We start from the raw sequence: 15,221 nt of genomic DNA on the forward strand, positions 1-15,221 counted from the left end.
GTCTGCGATAGACGCAGTCACGCCCTCAGAGGCAAGAAACTACTTCGCTGCCGCAGGATATGAGCCGGAGTAAGCGGGAAACGCTCTAGATGTGAAGCATCGGGCGATTAGTCTGCCCCATTTGATGTTGGGAAGCAGGCCATTCGGCAAGGCGCGTCGCGCAGCGCTGCAGACAGGTTCCTTTCCATCACCCGAAGCGCTGGTCTCCTTTGCCTGCTGACATCATTGGATCGCACTTGGGGCGGGAGCCACCACGGCACGCAATCCGCCGCCTCAGCAGACAAAGCAGGTCCGGTCAAATCGTGCAGACTTATCGCCCGAGGCTTCAGGTTTCCCAGTCCTAGCATAAGCCGTCAGTTTGAACCTTTGGAGGGGGCGGACTGGTATGTACCAAATCCAGCCGGACACATATCAGGTGCTCCGAAGCGCGGAGGTCAAGCGGCGCAGACGCCGGACAAGCGGCCAGAGCGTTCCGGAGTTGCGCACGGCCGTTTTGGCCTTCAGGCGCAGCATGCCCATCTGTTTCCTGGCGTGTCCTTTGAAAGACAGGGCCAGAAGGCTGTCTTTCAGCGGTACAGGGGCCGCCCAGGCGGTCTTGTAGCGCTCTTCTCCAAGGCCGAGGTCCATCTGCGTCAGCTCCGGCGCGGCACAGGCCGCTTCGATAATCTCCTTGATCAGCACAAGGCCGGGACTGTTGGGCAGGAAGTCGTCATGGGCGACACTGTTGCTAAAGGCATAAAGCGTGCCACTATGTTCGGCGCACAGATAGGTGGCCCGGATTTTTCCGTCCACTTCAAGCGTCCACAGATCCAGCACGGCCGGACCGGTGCCGTCGCCGGCAAGACCGAGCAGGTGCTTCAGAAACTGCCGGGCAGAAGAGGACGAAAACACGTTCGGGATGCCGGCTTCCTTGGCGCGCAGGGCGCGCTGCTCCAAGAAGGCGTCGAGCCCACGGGCAATTTCGACGTGCTCCGCTGCCCTTGCGGCCCGGTAGCCGCCGGCGGCCTGCAGATGCCGCTGCTTGCGAAGAAGGTTCTTGCGCGAAGACTTGCTGTGAGTGTCCTGAAACAGACGCTCGAACTCAAGGGGCAGGGCACGGGCAAAGTCCGGGCTGGGGCTCGGGGCGGCGCCTTCCAGGATCAGCGGATGCGGCCGCCCGTGCCAGGTTTCGGGCACATTGTGAAGAACAAGCATGTCGGCCTTCACATGCGCGCAAACATCCTTCAGGCAGTGTGTGATCTGGTCCGTGTCAACGGCTGCATAAAAATCCGGGGCCCAGAGGCCCGTGTTCTGGTTGCCGTTCTGGTGCCCGAGGAAGGACAGGCTGGTGCCGGCCGGCGTCTTTTGCAGACCGAATGGCAGGCAGAAGACAGCCTGTCCGCGCATCCGTCCCACGGCAAGAACGGGTGAAACCGCAAGGGCAGTGCCCAAGGTGGCGGACCAGGCCGAGAGCCAGGCCGGGGTCTGGTAAGGCGTGCCGAGAGCGCCAGGCGCAAGGGCCGCCCAGTCACGGTCCAGATCCTCAAATCTTGAAAAGATCTCGATCTCTATCGGTGCCTTGCTGGCGGGCATGGGACGGGCCTTCATTCAAAAAAGTTGAATGGTATTAACGAATTGGTAAGGATGACGAGACCCTGTGCTGGCTCTTCGGAACAACCCTCGATACATCTAGCAATAATTATTAAAGAATACGTGCCTACTCTGTGACTATGGCAGCGGCCGCACCAGAGGAGCGGGCCGGTTCGGATTTGATTGATAAGCGTTGCAGCTGCATGGGGATTCGTCAAAAACTTGTCTCGCGGACGTTCCGGCTTCTGAAAAGAACAGGACTCGGGCGCCTAATGGCACCGCTGACGCAGGGCTGTGGCGCGGTCTTCATGATGCATCATGTCCGCCCGGCGCGGGCAGAGGTGTTTCAGCCCAACAGGCACCTGGAAATCACCCCGGACTTTCTGCGTCTTGCCGTCGAGCGGATCCGGGCAAATGGCTATGAGATCATCTCTCTCGACGAAGCGGTGGATCTTCTGAAGACCGGCTATGGCCGTCAGCGCTATGCTGTGCTGACCTTTGACGACGGCTACAAGGACAATCTGGACACCGCCTATCCCGTGCTGAAGGAGCTGAATGCGCCGTTCACGGTTTTTGTCGCAACAGGCCTGATTGAGCGGAGCACGGAGCTCTGGTGGCTCGCCCTGGAGCGGATCATTGCTGAGAATGACACAGTGACGTTCACCCAGGCCGGGGCCGAGAACGGGGTGTCCTGCCGCACGGCGGTAGAAAAAGAAGCCTGTTTCAGGCGCTTGGCCGACTATCTGACCCTGGATGTCGGCGAATTGGATCAGCGCCGGATCATCCGGGCGCTGGCGGAAAAATACGGCCTGGATCTGGCGGCGCTGGCTGACAGGGAAATGATGAGCTGGGACGAGGTGCGACAGCTGGCTGGCGACCCGCTTGTTACGATCGGCGCCCATACGCACGATCACTTTGCTCTGGCGCGTCTGGACTGTGCCGCCGCCCGGGCCGACATTCTAACCGGCGTACACAAGCTTGAAGAGGAACTTGGGCGGCGGCCTAAGCATTTCGCCTATCCCTATGGCAAATCCCATGCGGTCAGCCTGCGCGATGCGGACCTTTTGCGCGAGACCGGCTTCGCCTCCTCGGTCACGACTTTGCCGGGTGTGCTGCAATCGGCCAATGCGCGCGATCCGATGATGCTGCCGAGAGTATCGCTGAATGGCAGGTTCCAGGACCCGGCCATCGTGGACCAGTATCTGACCGGAGCCCCGTTTGCGCTTCACAAAGCCGCCCGCTGGGCCACGTCCGGCTTCGGCATCAGGTCCGGTTCTTCCCGCTCTTTTCCATCCACCAGATGATCGCCCCGGCCGGGACGACCCACACCAGCCCGGCAATTGCGAAATAGATGAAGCGCACCAGATTGGACGACTTTTGCAAGGTCATGTCGCCGATCACCATGGCGGTGAAGGCGTAGACGACAACGAAGCTGACCAGCAGCACCATTCCAATGAATTTGCGAAATGAGGGCACCATGCTCCGCCGTCCGGTTGATTGGTTTTAAAGCCGGTCCGGCACGGCAAAATGTCTCACATCGCTTGCCGGACTGCCCTTGCACCTATATCTCCGCTGGACAAAGGTCAAATCCACGGCGGGACAATCCGGATCACACCCATGAATGCAGTTGCAGACAATGCCCTGGACGGGCAGGCGAAACCCTTGCCGGCGAAACTGGAGCGGATCAAGCGGAGCCGGGCGATGATCCGCTGGTGGCTCTATACTATCTGCGCGATGATCCTTGTGATGGTCGTTGTCGGCGGAGCGACACGATTGACCGAATCCGGTCTGTCGATCACCGAATGGAAACCGATCCATGGGGTGATCCCGCCGCTTAGCGTTCCGGAATGGGAGCAGGAACTGGAAAAATACCGCCAGATACCCGAATACCAGCTGATCAACAAGGGTATGAGCCTGGAGGAATTCAAGTTTATCTTCTGGTGGGAATGGGGGCACAGGCTGCTGGGCCGTCTCATTGGCGTGGCGTTTTTTGTGCCCATGGCCGGGTTCTGGTTGGCCGGGCGGATCGAACCCTGGCTTAAACCACGGCTTTTGCTCGGTCTGGGGCTTGGCGGGCTGCAGGGAGCCGTCGGCTGGTGGATGGTGAGCTCCGGGCTGGTGGACCGGGTGGATGTCAGCCAATACCGGCTGGCTATTCATCTGACGCTGGCTCTGGTCATTTTCGCCTATCTTTTTTGGCTCGCGCGCAGACTGTCGCCTCTGGACTCTCCGGTTCGCGACGAGGAAAGCCGTCTGTCTTTTCCGGGAAAATGTGTTCTGGGACTTGTGTTCGTGCAGATCTTCCTGGGTGGGCTGGTGGCCGGGCTCAATGCGGGGCTGACCTTCAACACCTGGCCGCTGATGGATGGAAAGATCATTCCGGGCAGCCTGCTGGTAATGGAGCCTGTCTGGCTGAATGTCTTTGAAAATGTCCAGACGGTTCAGTTTCAGCACCGCATGACGGCCTATCTGCTGGTCCTGTGCGGACTTGGGCTGATGGCGTTGACCTTTCACGTCAGCAAGCGAGGGCCTTTACGCCGCGCAGGTGCCCATGTAGGCGGATTTCTTCTGCTGCAGGCTGTGTTTGGCGTTTTAACCCTGATCTGGCACGTGCCCCTGTCTATCGCCTTGGTGCACCAGGGCTTTGCGGTATGTGTGCTGGCGGCGGCTGTCGACTATCTGGCAGTTTTGAAAGGGTCATTCCCGTTACGGGGGTAGGCAATAGATTTTGCAGCTTTTCGATGATCGTTCGAGTTTCCCTCGCTGGAAGACTTGATCGCCGTCCGTCTTGTCCGGTTCCTCTTCACAAAACTGGTATCAATCTGAAGGTGTTGTTTGCCGAAACGGCTCCCTTCAACGGTCTCCTGGCGTGGATCTGCACCCGTGAGGGACGGGGCATGTCCAGAAAACGCAAAATTTTACCGAACAAAATATCTATTGAATCCAGAAGTTTACAGCAATATCTCGTTAGTAGTGACATGGTGTAATTCAATAAATTGCACGCATTTATAAATTTTTGATTCATGAATTTCATTATCTTAGTAGATAACCTTGCGTAATTGGGAGATTTTTTCTGATGATGAAGAACTGGCCGATCAGCCGAAAATTATGGGCCGGATTCGGGTCAATCCTCCTGGTTCTGATCGCGATGGCAACCTTCAGCGTTTTTACAACGCAAGAGTCGTTCAGCCGGTTCGCGGAGTACAGGCAGGCCGCGCACGCAAGTGTTGCGTTTGAAGAGATCGCTCAGAAAATCACGGTACTGCGCCTGGAGACAATGAAGTTCCGGGCAAGTGGCAATCCGCAGGCGCTTGCCAATGTCCGGCAAAGGGTCTCCGATGTTGAAAAGCAAATCACCAGCATTCGGCCTCAGGTCAGGGACGAAGAGCTGGCGCAGCTGGACGCGCTCAAGCGTGATCTGGAAAGCTATCGCAACGGGTTCGAACAGGCTTGGGCGCTTCAGGAGCAGCGCAACGAGCTTGTCAACAAATCCTTCCTCCCGCTTGGCGTTGCTGCCCGGAAGAAACTTTCACAGGTGATGGAAAGTGCTTACAAGGATAAGGATGCAATTGCGGCTTTTTATGCTGGCCGCACACAGCAGCGTGTCCTTCTGGCCCGCTACTATGCGCAGCAATTTCTGCTCGTAAATGCGGAAGAGGCGCTGGCCCGTTTCCAGAAAGAAATGAAAAAAGCCAATGTGCAGACAAAGATCCTGCTGAGTGTTCTGGAGGATCCGACCCGGCGGGATTTGACCAAACAAGTTCAGGACGATCTGAAGGCCATGAAAACCATTTTCGGCCAGATTTTTGAGGCGGTTCAGTCCCGTAACAGCATCTATGCCGAGACGCTTGATGTGGCCGGTCCACGCGCCACAAGCCAATCCGAGGCAATGGTTGCTGCATACGTTTCCAGGCAGAACACCATCGGACCGGACATCAGCGCTGCCTTTGAACGCCAGGAACTGATTGTCGCCCTTGCCGGTGTTGTTGCCTTTGGCTTTGGACTGTTTGTTGCGATTTCCCTCTCGCGCAGCCTGTCCAGCTCCATTTCTTCCATGACCGTCGCCATGCGCAGTCTTGCTGAAAACGATCTGGGGGTTGGCGTACCCTGCCTCGACCGGGGAGATGAAATCGGCGACATGGCCCAGGCGGTCGAGGTGTTCAAGGAAAATGCCATCGCCCGGGAGCGGCTGGAAGCGGAGAACAAGCAGCAGGAGGAGGCCCGTCATGCGACCCACAAAATTACGGAAGAAGCGATCGAGAAATTCAAGGAATCTGCCGATGCGATCATGAAGATTCTGATGCAGGACAGTAAATCCATGCAGCAGTCGGCAAGCGACCTTGGCACTTTGTCGGAACAGGCAAAAGGCAAGGCAAGTGGCGCCGACCAGGCAGCGCATAGCACAAACACGAACATGCAAACTGTTGCCGCTGCCACGGAAGAACTGGCCAGTTCGGTTCAGGAGATTGCCCGCCAGGTGACGACCGCGACCGATGTTGTGCAGCAGACGAGTGAAAAGACCCGGTCTTCCGTTGAGGAAATGAGCAGCCTGGCAGCAGCGGGCGAGAAGGTCGGGGCGGTTGTCAACCTGATCCGGGACATTGCGGAGCAAACCAACCTGCTGGCTCTGAATGCCACCATTGAAGCGGCACGGGCCGGTGAGGCGGGACGAGGGTTTGCCGTCGTGGCCGCCGAGGTCAAGGAACTGGCCGATCAGACTTCCAAAGCCACCGGAGAGATTTCTGATCAGATCTCGGGCATTCAGGGGGCAACCCACCGTGCCGTGGAGAGCATTCGCGACATTGAAAAGATGGGGCAGCAACTGGATGCCGTGACCTCCACAATCGCGGCTGCGGTTGAAGAGCAAGGTGCCTCAACCCGGGAGATCTCACAGACCACGGGCGTGGCGTCCGAAGCGATGCAAACGCTTGCTTCAAATGTCACCGATGTCAGCGATACGATCAATGTGGCCAGCGAAACGGCCAGCACCGTACAGACGGCGTCTGAGCGCTTGTCTCAACAGGCAAGTGCCATGGAAAATGCAGTCAAGGAATTCTACATCGCGCTGCGCACCGGGCCTTTTGACCGCCGGGATCCTGACAGCCCGAGCTATACCGGTGTCGAACGCCGCCAGAACAGCCATCTCAGCCAGACCGCAGCCTGATTAGGGCTGCGCATGTCGCGCACACGCCGTCGCATTGAGTGGCCTGAAAAAAACGCCCTCCGGATCAAGCTCCGGCGGGCGTTTTGTTCTTTGAAGGGCTGGCGCGGCAGCCGTGATCTGCAGCTGGAGAGGGCCGTAGCCTTGTCAGCCGGCCAGAGCCTGGTTCAGGTCGGCGATGATGTCGTCCACATCTTCCAGGCCAATGGAAATACGCACCACATCCGGGCCAGCGCCTGCCGCCACTTTCTGTTCGTCGTTCAACTGGCGGTGGGTGGTCGACGCAGGGTGGATGATCAGGCTGCGCGTGTCGCCGATATTGGCCAGATGCGAGAACAGCTCGACCTTGGAGACCAGCGACACCCCAGCGTCATAGCCGCCCTCAACCCCGAAGGTGAACACGGCGCCTGCGCCGTTGGGCATGTATTTCTGCTGCAGCGCGTGGTGCTTGTCCTCCGGCAGGGCGGCATAGGACACCCAGCTGACCTTGTCATGGCCGGACAGGTGCAAGGCAACTTTTTTGGCGTTGTCAGCATGGCGCTGCATACGCAGGGGCAGGGTCTCGATGCCTGTCAGAATCATGAACGCGTTGAAGGGGGAAATGGCCGGTCCAAGATCGCGCAGCCCAAGCACCCGGCAGGCAATGGCAAAGGCGAAATTGCCGAAGGTCTCGTGCAGCACAACGCCCTGATATTCCGGGCGCGGTTCTGACAGAAGCGGATATTTGCCACCGGCCGACCAGTCGAAGCTGCCGCCATCCACGATGATGCCGCCCATGGAATTGCCGTGACCGCCCATGAATTTTGTCAGTGAGTGCAGAACGATATCCGCGCCATGCTCAATCGGGCGGCACAGATAGGGCGTTGCCATGGTGTTGTCGACCACGAGCGGGATGCCCTTGGCCTTGGCGATCCGCGAAATGGCTTCAATATCAACGACAATGCCGCCGGGATTGGCGAGGCTCTCGATAAAGATCGCCTTTGTATTGGCGTCAATGGCCGCTTCAAACGTGCCGATATTGGCCGGATCTGCCCATTTCACATCCCAGCCGAAACTCTTGAACGAGTGGTTCAGCTGGTTGATGGACCCGCCATAAAGCTTGTTGGCCGCGACAATATTGTCGCCCGGCTGCATTAAAGTGTGGAAACAAAGGAGTTGGGCGGAGTGACCGGACGCAGTCGCCAGGGCCGCCGTACCCCCTTCAAGGGCCGCGACCCGCTCTTCCAGCACCGCAGTCGTTGGGTTGGTGATCCGGGTATAGATGTTACCGAAAGCCTGCAGGCCGAACAGGGACGCAGCATGGTCGACATCGTCAAAGACAAAAGACGTGGTCTGGTAGATGGGGGTTGCGCGCGCGCCGGTGGACGGGTCGGGGGACGCGCCCGCATGGATGGCCAGCGTGGAAAATCCTGGAATAGTGTCGCTCATGAAGAACCTCCCTGTTGAATCTGGCGGCCAGTCTGGCCGAAGGCGGAGGGCCGGTCAAAGCAGGATTTTTCCATTTGAGCGGCCCTATTGGAATATTGATTTCAAGGCAGTGCCGGGAACGGCCTCAAGGGGCGGTCCGGTCTCAGTCAGTCTTGCGGCTGACAAGGCCCCGGTGCTGAAAGCCTGATTTCAAGGCCGGGCGTTTGGAGGACAGGGTTTTGGAATTGACCCCGGCCCAGCCGATCTCGCCGGACAGGCGGCCATACTCGATTTTCGGACAGCGGTTCATGACCACCTTGATCCCGGCCGCTTCTGCCCGCTCCGCCGCGTTCTCATGGCGGACGGTGAGCTGCATCCAGATCACCTTGGGCAGTTTTCCGCTGGCCAGAACCGCATCCACAATGCCTCCGGCCGCCTCCGAATTGCGGAAGATATCGATCATGTCCGGGGTGCCGGGCAGGTCGTCCAGCCCCGCATAGACCTTCTGGCCCAGGATCTCCTTGCCCGCCTGGCCCGGATTGACCGGCCAGACCTCGTAGCCCTTGGCGAGCATGTATTTCAGCACGAAATAGGACGGGCGCACATTGTTGGCGCTGGCGCCGATCATGGCGACGGTCTTCACCTCGTCCAGAATGCCCTTGATATAGGCGTCGGAGTAGCTGTCATGGTTCATGAAGGCAAGATCCCTGGCTGTGCGGCGCTATCCAAGGCGAAATGAAAACCCGTGGCAAGGCCCCAAAACGCGGTTCCCGTTCTTTCTGCCGGAGCCGTCAGCTGTCCGTCCAGTCTGGAGACCGTTTCTGCAGGAAGGCGGAAATCCCTTCTTCCGCGTCCCTTGCCATCATATTCTCGACCATGGTCTGCGCGGCGAAGTCATAGGCCTGCGCAAGGGGCATTTCCAGCTGCCGGTAAAAGGCTTCCTTGCCGATCTGAAGGGTCTTGGAAGACTTTGAGGCGATCACGGCGGCGTATTTCTGGACGACCTGCTCCAGATAGTCGCCAGGCACGATCCGGTTGATCAGGCCGAATTCCTTGGCGGTGGACGCATCGATGCTTTCCCCGGTCAAGAGCATCTCCATGGCCTGTTTCGGCGCCACATTGCGGGAGAGAGCCACCATGGGCGTGGAACAGAACAGGCCGATATTGACGCCCGGAGTGCAGAAGGTGGCCGTATCGGTGGCAATTGCCAGGTCGCAGGAGGCGACCAGCTGACACCCGGCGGCCGTTGCAACACCGGTCACGACCGCAATCACCGGCTTGGGCAGGCGCACGATCTGCTGCATCAGATCGGAGCACTGGCGCATGATACGCTCATAGGCGGCCTTGCCGCCATCCGCATCCGCGCGGGCCGCCGTCAGTTCCTTCAGATCATGTCCGGCGCAGAAGACCTTGCCCTCCGCCCCAAGCAGCACAACCCGCACCGCCGGATCGCCGGCCGCCCTGGTGAGTTCTTCGGACAGTGCGGCCATCATCTGCGTGGAGAGCGCATTCATGCGCTCGGGCCGTTGCATCACGATCCGGTAAACGCCCTCATGCAGAAGCGTGGACAGCATCGGTTTTTCACTCTGGTCGTTGGCGGCGGTGTCGGACATGGTCGCTCCCTGAGATGTGCGGTTTTTCTGCTCTTATAGCGGACCGGACAGGGCGCGCGATAGGAATTGTCGCGGCAAGCCCTGGGACCGTTCACCGAGGGGTGAAGAGAGAAGGGGCTGAAAGCGCTTTAGCGCGGCGGATTTTCAGCTATCCTTTGCCCATGTGGAGGCGTTTCTTTCAGTCTTTGTGTTCTTGCGTTGTGACGATGGTCTGCCTCGCGGCCCTGGCTCTGAGTGCCCGGGCGCAGGAAACGGTGGATGTTGCCCTCGTGCTGGCCGTTGACGTGTCCAGATCCATGTCTCCGGAAGAATTGCAGATCCAGCGGCGCGGTTATGCGGCGGCCATTTCCAGCCCCCAGGTGATGCGCGCAATTGAGCAGGGCGCTCATGGGAGGATTGCCCTGATCATGTTCGAATGGGCCAACGACACCCATGCCCGGGTTATTGCTGATTGGACCCTGATCGAAAAAACCGAAGATGCGCAAGGCTTTGCTGACCGGATCCTGCTCAAGGAGGCCTATAGCCAGCGCCGGACCTCGATCTCCGGCGCGATTGCAACGGCGGCCGGGATGTTGGAGGCAGTGCCGTTCCTTGCCGACCGGCGGGTCATCGACATTTCCGGAGACGGCCCCAACAACCACGGCGCCCCGGTTACCCTGGCCCGGGATGCGGCCGTTGAGCGGGGCATTACCATCAACGGGTTGCCCCTGATGACGACAGGCGGTCCGGGCGCGCAGTTCAACATTGCGGATCTGGATGTCTATTATCGCCACTGTGTGACCGGCGGTCCGGCCAGCTTTGTCCTGCCGGTCACCGACTGGGCCCAGTTTCCCGAGGCGGTCCGGCGCAAGCTCATCCTGGAAATCGGCGGCCGCCAGCCGGCGCCGCCACAGGTGATCCGCGCCCAATTTTCTGAACGGCAGCGTTATGACTGTCTGGTGGGCGAAAAGATCTGGCAGCGCCTGAGGGACCAGTTTTTCTGGGATCAGTAGTTGCGTTTGCATTTGTGGTGGCAAGCCGGGCTGATCCAGCCTGATCCAGCGCTTGATGGAGCTCTGCTTTTGCTGTGAGTGCCAGGGGAAGTCTGGTTCCGGCCCCGGCACGCGGAGAACGCCTGCGGAATGTGCCGACTATCCGCGTCTGCGCCGCCTGCGCCTGCCGCTGCCGGTAGCTTCAGACGGGGCTGAGGTCTTGCGCTCCGGCAGTTGAACAGCCTCCCGCAAATGGGGGAAGGGATCGGTCTTGTTCGGAAGGGCCATGGCGTTGACGAAATGCTCCTGAAACTTCGCCTCCAGAGCCGTTTCGATCTTTTCGATCTCCCGGACCGCCTGTTCGATCTCGCGCCTGTATCCCCGGTTGATCAGGGCCATGCGTGCGCCGGTTCCAGCCGCATTGCCGACACCGGACACCCCGTCCAGAGGACAGTCGGGGAGGAGGCCGAGGATCATGGCGTATTTCGGGTCGATATAGCTGCCGAACGCCCCGGCGAGGCGGATTGAGTCGATCCGGGTGGTGCCGAGCTTGTCCTGGAGCAGCTTGATGCCCGCGTAAAGTGCGCCTTTGGCCAGCTGGATCGCCCGGATATCCGTCTGGCGGATGGAGATTTCAACCCCGTCTTTGGCCACCAGATAGGAAAAGGTGCGCCCATCTGCTTTCAGGCGCGGCGTGCGGGCGGCCAGGGAACCGTCTATGACCCCGTCTTCGGTGATCAGGCCTGCCAGATACATCTCTGCAACCGCCTCGATGATGCCGGACCCGCACAGGCCGGTGACGCCGACGGCCTCAACCTTTTCCGCAAAGCCGTCCTCATCGGACCATTCCTCCACGCCGATGACCTTGAAGCGGGGCTCCAGCGTCTCCTTGTCGATGCGGATGCGCTCAATAGCGCCGGGGGCAGCCCGCTGGCCGGAGGAAATCTCGGCCCCTTCAAAGGCCGGGCCGGTGGGGGAGGAGGCGGCCAGAAGCCGCTCCCGGTTGCCCAGAACAATCTCCGCATTGGTGCCCACATCCACCAGAAGTGTGATCCCGTCCTGCCGGTGCGGGCCTTCGGCAAGGGTCGCTGCCGCAGCATCGGCGCCCACATGGCCTGCGATGCAGGGCAGCATATAGGCCCGCGCGCCCGGATGAAGCTCCAGATCCAGATCCCGGGCCTGAAGCACCATGGCGTCGGAAGCTGCAAGGGCAAAGGGCGCGCCGCCCAGTTCCACCGGGTCGATGCCGAGGAAAAGATGATGCATCACCGGGTTGCCGACAAAGGCGGCGTCAAGGATGTCGCCGCGTTCCGCACCGACGATCCGCACCAGCTTGCCGGTGAGCGCATTCACCGCCTCGCGCACGGATCTGGTGAGATCGGGCAGTCTGGACGGGTTCATCTGCACATAGGAGACCCGGGACATTAGGTCTTCGCCGAAGCGGATCTGCGGGTTGGATGTGCCTGCGGACGACACGGTGCGCCCGGTGCGAAGATCACATAAATGGGCGGCGATGGTGGTGGAGCCGATATCCACCGCAAGCCCGTAAAGGGTCGTTTTTTTACCCGGCCAAAGCGCGGTGACTGCGGGCGGCACGTGACCATCGGCATAAAGGGCGGCGGTCACCGTCCAGTTGCCTGCGCGCAAGGTCTTCTGGACGCCGGGCAGCAAGGCCGGATCGATGGTGAGGGAGGCAAACCCGGTTTTTTTCGCCAAGGCCTCACGCAGACGGTCCACATCGCCGCGCGGGGTCTCCATATCCGGTTCCTCCAGGGTGAGCGTGACCAGCGTGACTGCGCTGTCCGGGGTTATATGCCGGGCCTCGGCCCGTTTGCGCACGATCTGCCGGTTGGTCTGGGCATCGGCCGGGATATCGACCACCAGATCCCCCAGGATCCTGGCCTGGCAGGACAGGCGCCGGCCGCTTTCCAGGCCGCGCAGGCCCGCATATCGGGTCTCGGCGTCTGTGGCAGCGTCCAGATGACCGGCTTCGCTGACCAGGTTTTCCTTGGCAAAAACACCTTCTGACACGGAGACCTGGCAGCGCCCGCAAATGCCCCGTCCGCCACAAACAGATTCCACATAGACCCCAAGCGAGCGGGCTGCATCCAGCAGCGGCGTTCCCACCTCGAAGGTGCCGCGTTTGCCGCTTGGTTGGAAAACGACTTTGGCAATGGACGGAGTGTCGCTCATTCTTGTGGGGTCTGATCCGGTTTGGCTGATCTCTTGGGTGGCGGCGTTACCCGGCCGAACGCCGGGCCGCGCGTCCGCCTCTGCGGCGGGGGCCGGAGGGCGCACCACCTTCTGCAGGGGTGGCGGACGGAACGGCGCCGGGACCGGAAGTGGCCGGACGGTGATCCCGGTAGGTCATGATCCAGCTCTGGCAATTCGGATCCGTGCCGTTCAGAACATTCGCGGCCCGAACCGCTTCCATTTCCTGGGGACGGCAGGGATTCATGATGGCCGATGTCATGCCCGCGCCGATCACCATGGGAATAAAGCCCGCATTGATGCCGTGGCGGTGGGGCAGGCCGAAGGAAATGTTGGAAAGGCCGCAGGTGGTGTTGACCTTCAACTCATCCCGCAAACGCCGGACCAGCTTGAACACCTGCTGTCCGGCCGTGCCCATGGCGCCGATTGGCATGACCAGCGGGTCCACGACAATATCGTGCGCGGGGATTCCGTAATCCGCCGCGCGTTCCACGATCTTCCGGGCCACCTCAAAACGCACATCCGGGTCTTCGGAAATGCCGCTTTCGTCATTGGAAATGGCAACCACCGGCACATCATATTTCTTGATGAGCGGCAGGATCGCTTCCAGTTTTTCCTCTTCGCCCGTCACGGAGTTGACCAGCGGACGGCCCTTGGCCACGTCTAGTCCGGCCTTGATAGCCTCTGTGACGGAGGAGTCGATCGACAGGGGCACATCGGTTAGCTCCTGGACGATTTCCAGTGTCCTGACGAGAAGCGGCGGCTCGGTCTCATTCGGATTGACGGCGGTCACACCTGCGTTCACATCCAGCATGGTGGCACCGGCAGCGACCTGGGCGAGGACGTCGGCCTTGACCGTTTCGAAATTGCCCTCGATCATTTCAGCGGCCAGCTTTTTGCGGCCGGTCGGATTGATCCGTTCCCCAATCACGCAAAAGGGTTGATCGAAGCCGATGACGGCTTCCCGGGTGGCGGAGGCGACAAGGGTACGGGTCATTCAGGCGCTCTCATTCGCAGTCATGGACGGAACAGGGGGGAAGGACCAGCTCCCGCGGGCGTGGAGCCAGTCGGCGGTTTTCTGGACGCCGCCAAACGGATAGACATGGATCTGGTCAAGCTGGCTGCCGCGTTCCAGGGCAACCCGGGATTCCAGCGGCTCGACCATGCTTTCCGGGTCATAGCCCGACAGCATGGAGACCACCGCGCCGCCGCGCTTTTTCAAAAACGCGAGGGAATTCTCGACCCCGGCAAAGGCGGCATATTTCAAGAGCGTGGTCATCTTCGCGGGCCCTGCGACCCCCAGATGCACCGGGAAACGGTTGCCCCAGCTTTCCAGCTCGTCCAGCCAGAGGCTGACCCGGTGGGGATCAAAGCCGAATTGCGTCACGATCCGGAACGCCGCATCGCTGTCTGCGGCCAGCTCGTGTTTGCGCATCAAAAAGCGGCGCAGCACCTCGGGCGGAATGCCTGGGGCGCCTTCCGGGTGCCCGGCAACGGCGATCCCGGTGATGCCCAGCTTGTCGAACAAGCCGGTTTCCAGAAGCGCGACAGAGGAGAGCAGCGGGCCAGGCGCGTCGGTTTCGCCGGCAATGGCCAGCACCTCGCGGGCCCCGCCTTCCTGGGTCAGGCGGAGGATGCGGCGCTCGAAGGCCGCCAGAGAGGGATAGCGCCGTGCGGCCATGTGGGGCACGGCGACCAGGCTATGGTCGCTCAGGCAGCGGGTGGCCGCAACGATCAGATCCTCAGGGGCGTTGCCCAAATCGGTGACATAGACCCGTGTTCCGGCTGGAATGGACGCCAGCAAGCCGGTCTTTTCGACCACTTGCCTGGGGGACATTTCCGTCGAGGCAGGCAGGCGCCCGTGCGCCATGCGCGGCTGGTCACCCATGCTCGGAGCCTCCTTTGGCAAGCAGCTCTTTCAGCCGGTCTTTCGGATAGGCTGTGACAAGGGCCCTCAAGGCCGTGTCGGCTTCCGCCTCCAGATCATCGGAGACGTCGACCGGGTCGGTCCGGCGCCATTCGGTCATATAGGCCTCGCTGTCTTTGGCACCGATGCGCATGGCGCAGGCATCAATCGCCTCCATGAACATGGCCGGAAGTTCCCGGCGCGCGGCTTTGCGCCCTTTCCGGATCAGGATCTGGGCCGGAATATCACGCCAGAACACGATGATCTTCTGTGCCATGCGGTGCCTTTCCTTTCCGCTCATGATCGCCACAAGGGGCAGAAACCGGCCGCCTGATAGCGGCATTGGACCGTGGAAATCCGACCTGACCCAGGGGCTTTTGCCG

13 protein-coding genes are annotated in these 15,221 nt (G+C 60.5%); 4 read left to right on the plus strand and 9 right to left on the minus strand.

Annotated features, from left to right (window positions below; translation table 11 throughout):
• Positions 1-411: 411 nt before the first annotated feature.
• A complete protein-coding gene (locus ACXAIC_RS22025) occupies positions 412-1,572 on the minus strand; it encodes a GNAT family N-acetyltransferase (RefSeq protein ID WP_475185667.1) in 1,161 nt (386 codons plus the stop codon).
• A gap of 269 nt (positions 1,573-1,841) precedes the next feature.
• Between ACXAIC_RS22025 and ACXAIC_RS22030 the strand changes: the two genes are divergently transcribed.
• Entirely contained in the window at positions 1,842-2,873 is a 1,032-nt protein-coding gene (locus ACXAIC_RS22030; RefSeq protein WP_475185672.1) for a polysaccharide deacetylase family protein, read from the plus strand.
• Here the strand turns inward: ACXAIC_RS22030 and ACXAIC_RS22035 are convergent.
• Positions 2,833-3,048 carry a DUF2842 domain-containing protein gene (locus tag ACXAIC_RS22035; protein WP_475185674.1) on the minus strand — a complete coding sequence of 72 codons (216 nt, stop codon included), beginning with the start codon at positions 3,046-3,048 and terminating at the stop codon, positions 2,833-2,835. The two genes, ACXAIC_RS22030 and ACXAIC_RS22035, sit on opposite strands and share 41 nt — an antisense overlap.
• Positions 3,049-3,186: 138 nt before the next feature.
• Here ACXAIC_RS22035 and ACXAIC_RS22040 point away from each other — a divergent pair, with 138 nt between their 5' ends.
• Together ACXAIC_RS22040 and ACXAIC_RS22045 are read left to right on the plus strand one after the other, a co-directional pair.
• The gene (locus ACXAIC_RS22040) at positions 3,187-4,287 is read left to right on the plus strand and encodes a COX15/CtaA family protein (RefSeq protein WP_475185677.1); all 1,101 of its coding nucleotides are present in this window, start codon (positions 3,187-3,189) and stop codon (positions 4,285-4,287) included.
• Between the two features lie 358 nt (positions 4,288-4,645).
• Positions 4,646-6,733, plus strand: a complete 2,088-nt coding sequence (locus ACXAIC_RS22045; protein WP_475185681.1) for a methyl-accepting chemotaxis protein — start codon at positions 4,646-4,648, stop codon at positions 6,731-6,733.
• 144 nt (positions 6,734-6,877) lie between these two features.
• Here ACXAIC_RS22045 and ACXAIC_RS22050 read toward each other — a convergent pair whose 3' ends face one another.
• From ACXAIC_RS22050 to ACXAIC_RS22060, 3 genes are all read right to left on the minus strand, one after another.
• Positions 6,878-8,158 (minus strand): O-acetylhomoserine aminocarboxypropyltransferase, encoded by a 1,281-nt coding sequence (locus ACXAIC_RS22050; RefSeq protein WP_475185686.1) that lies wholly within the window; start codon positions 8,156-8,158, stop codon positions 6,878-6,880.
• Positions 8,159-8,300: 142 nt separating this feature from the next.
• Positions 8,301-8,831, minus strand: a complete 531-nt coding sequence (locus ACXAIC_RS22055) for a CoA-binding protein (RefSeq protein ID WP_475185689.1) — start codon at positions 8,829-8,831, stop codon at positions 8,301-8,303.
• A 97-nt stretch (positions 8,832-8,928) separates the two neighbouring features.
• Positions 8,929-9,750, minus strand: coding sequence for an enoyl-CoA hydratase (locus ACXAIC_RS22060; RefSeq protein ID WP_475185693.1), 822 nt, complete (start codon positions 9,748-9,750; stop codon positions 8,929-8,931).
• Between the two features lie 206 nt (positions 9,751-9,956).
• On the opposite strand from ACXAIC_RS22060, the gene ACXAIC_RS22065 reads away from it, so the two are divergent.
• Positions 9,957-10,742 carry a DUF1194 domain-containing protein gene (locus tag ACXAIC_RS22065; RefSeq protein ID WP_475185695.1) on the plus strand — a complete coding sequence of 262 codons (786 nt, stop codon included), beginning with the start codon at positions 9,957-9,959 and terminating at the stop codon, positions 10,740-10,742.
• Positions 10,743-10,880: 138 nt separating this feature from the next.
• On the opposite strand, the gene ACXAIC_RS22070 is transcribed toward ACXAIC_RS22065, so the two are convergent.
• Genes ACXAIC_RS22070 through ACXAIC_RS22085 form a run of 4 tightly spaced genes read right to left on the minus strand, consistent with a single transcriptional unit; the run spans position 10,881 to position 15,115 of the window.
• Positions 10,881-12,914 carry an ASKHA domain-containing protein gene (locus ACXAIC_RS22070; protein ID WP_475185701.1) on the minus strand — a complete coding sequence of 678 codons (2,034 nt, stop codon included), beginning with the start codon at positions 12,912-12,914 and terminating at the stop codon, positions 10,881-10,883.
• A gap of 46 nt (positions 12,915-12,960) precedes the next feature.
• Complete coding sequence (locus ACXAIC_RS22075) at positions 12,961-13,929, minus strand: methyltetrahydrofolate cobalamin methyltransferase (RefSeq protein WP_475185704.1); 969 nt, start codon at positions 13,927-13,929, stop codon at positions 12,961-12,963.
• On the minus strand, positions 13,930-14,820 hold the full coding sequence (locus tag ACXAIC_RS22080) for a methylenetetrahydrofolate reductase (RefSeq protein WP_475185710.1): 891 nt from the start codon (positions 14,818-14,820) through the stop codon (positions 13,930-13,932).
• On the minus strand, positions 14,813-15,115 hold the full coding sequence (locus tag ACXAIC_RS22085) for a virulence factor (protein WP_475185714.1): 303 nt from the start codon (positions 15,113-15,115) through the stop codon (positions 14,813-14,815). Before ACXAIC_RS22085 ends, ACXAIC_RS22080 begins: the two co-directional genes overlap by 8 nt.
• Positions 15,116-15,221: the final 106 nt, after the last annotated feature.

The organism is Roseibium sp. AWQ4_254, from assembly GCF_056161025.1.

What these genes read in the sequence shown, in the direction of transcription:
- ACXAIC_RS22025 (WP_475185667.1), bottom strand. Translation starts at nt 1,572, where the DNA reads ATGCCCGCCAGCAAGGCACCGATAGAGATCGAGATCTTTTCAAGATTT.
- ACXAIC_RS22030 (WP_475185672.1), top strand. Translation starts at nt 1,842, where the DNA reads ATGGCACCGCTGACGCAGGGCTGTGGCGCGGTCTTCATGATGCATCAT.
- ACXAIC_RS22035 (WP_475185674.1), bottom strand. Translation starts at nt 3,048, where the DNA reads ATGGTGCCCTCATTTCGCAAATTCATTGGAATGGTGCTGCTGGTCAGC.
- ACXAIC_RS22040 (WP_475185677.1), top strand. Translation starts at nt 3,187, where the DNA reads ATGAATGCAGTTGCAGACAATGCCCTGGACGGGCAGGCGAAACCCTTG.
- ACXAIC_RS22045 (WP_475185681.1), top strand. Translation starts at nt 4,646, where the DNA reads ATGATGAAGAACTGGCCGATCAGCCGAAAATTATGGGCCGGATTCGGG.
- ACXAIC_RS22050 (WP_475185686.1), bottom strand. Translation starts at nt 8,158, where the DNA reads ATGAGCGACACTATTCCAGGATTTTCCACGCTGGCCATCCATGCGGGC.
- ACXAIC_RS22055 (WP_475185689.1), bottom strand. Translation starts at nt 8,831, where the DNA reads ATGAACCATGACAGCTACTCCGACGCCTATATCAAGGGCATTCTGGAC.
- ACXAIC_RS22060 (WP_475185693.1), bottom strand. Translation starts at nt 9,750, where the DNA reads ATGTCCGACACCGCCGCCAACGACCAGAGTGAAAAACCGATGCTGTCC.
- ACXAIC_RS22065 (WP_475185695.1), top strand. Translation starts at nt 9,957, where the DNA reads ATGGTCTGCCTCGCGGCCCTGGCTCTGAGTGCCCGGGCGCAGGAAACG.
- ACXAIC_RS22070 (WP_475185701.1), bottom strand. Translation starts at nt 12,914, where the DNA reads ATGAGCGACACTCCGTCCATTGCCAAAGTCGTTTTCCAACCAAGCGGC.
- ACXAIC_RS22075 (WP_475185704.1), bottom strand. Translation starts at nt 13,929, where the DNA reads ATGACCCGTACCCTTGTCGCCTCCGCCACCCGGGAAGCCGTCATCGGC.
- ACXAIC_RS22080 (WP_475185710.1), bottom strand. Translation starts at nt 14,820, where the DNA reads ATGGGTGACCAGCCGCGCATGGCGCACGGGCGCCTGCCTGCCTCGACG.
- ACXAIC_RS22085 (WP_475185714.1), bottom strand. Translation starts at nt 15,115, where the DNA reads ATGGCACAGAAGATCATCGTGTTCTGGCGTGATATTCCGGCCCAGATC.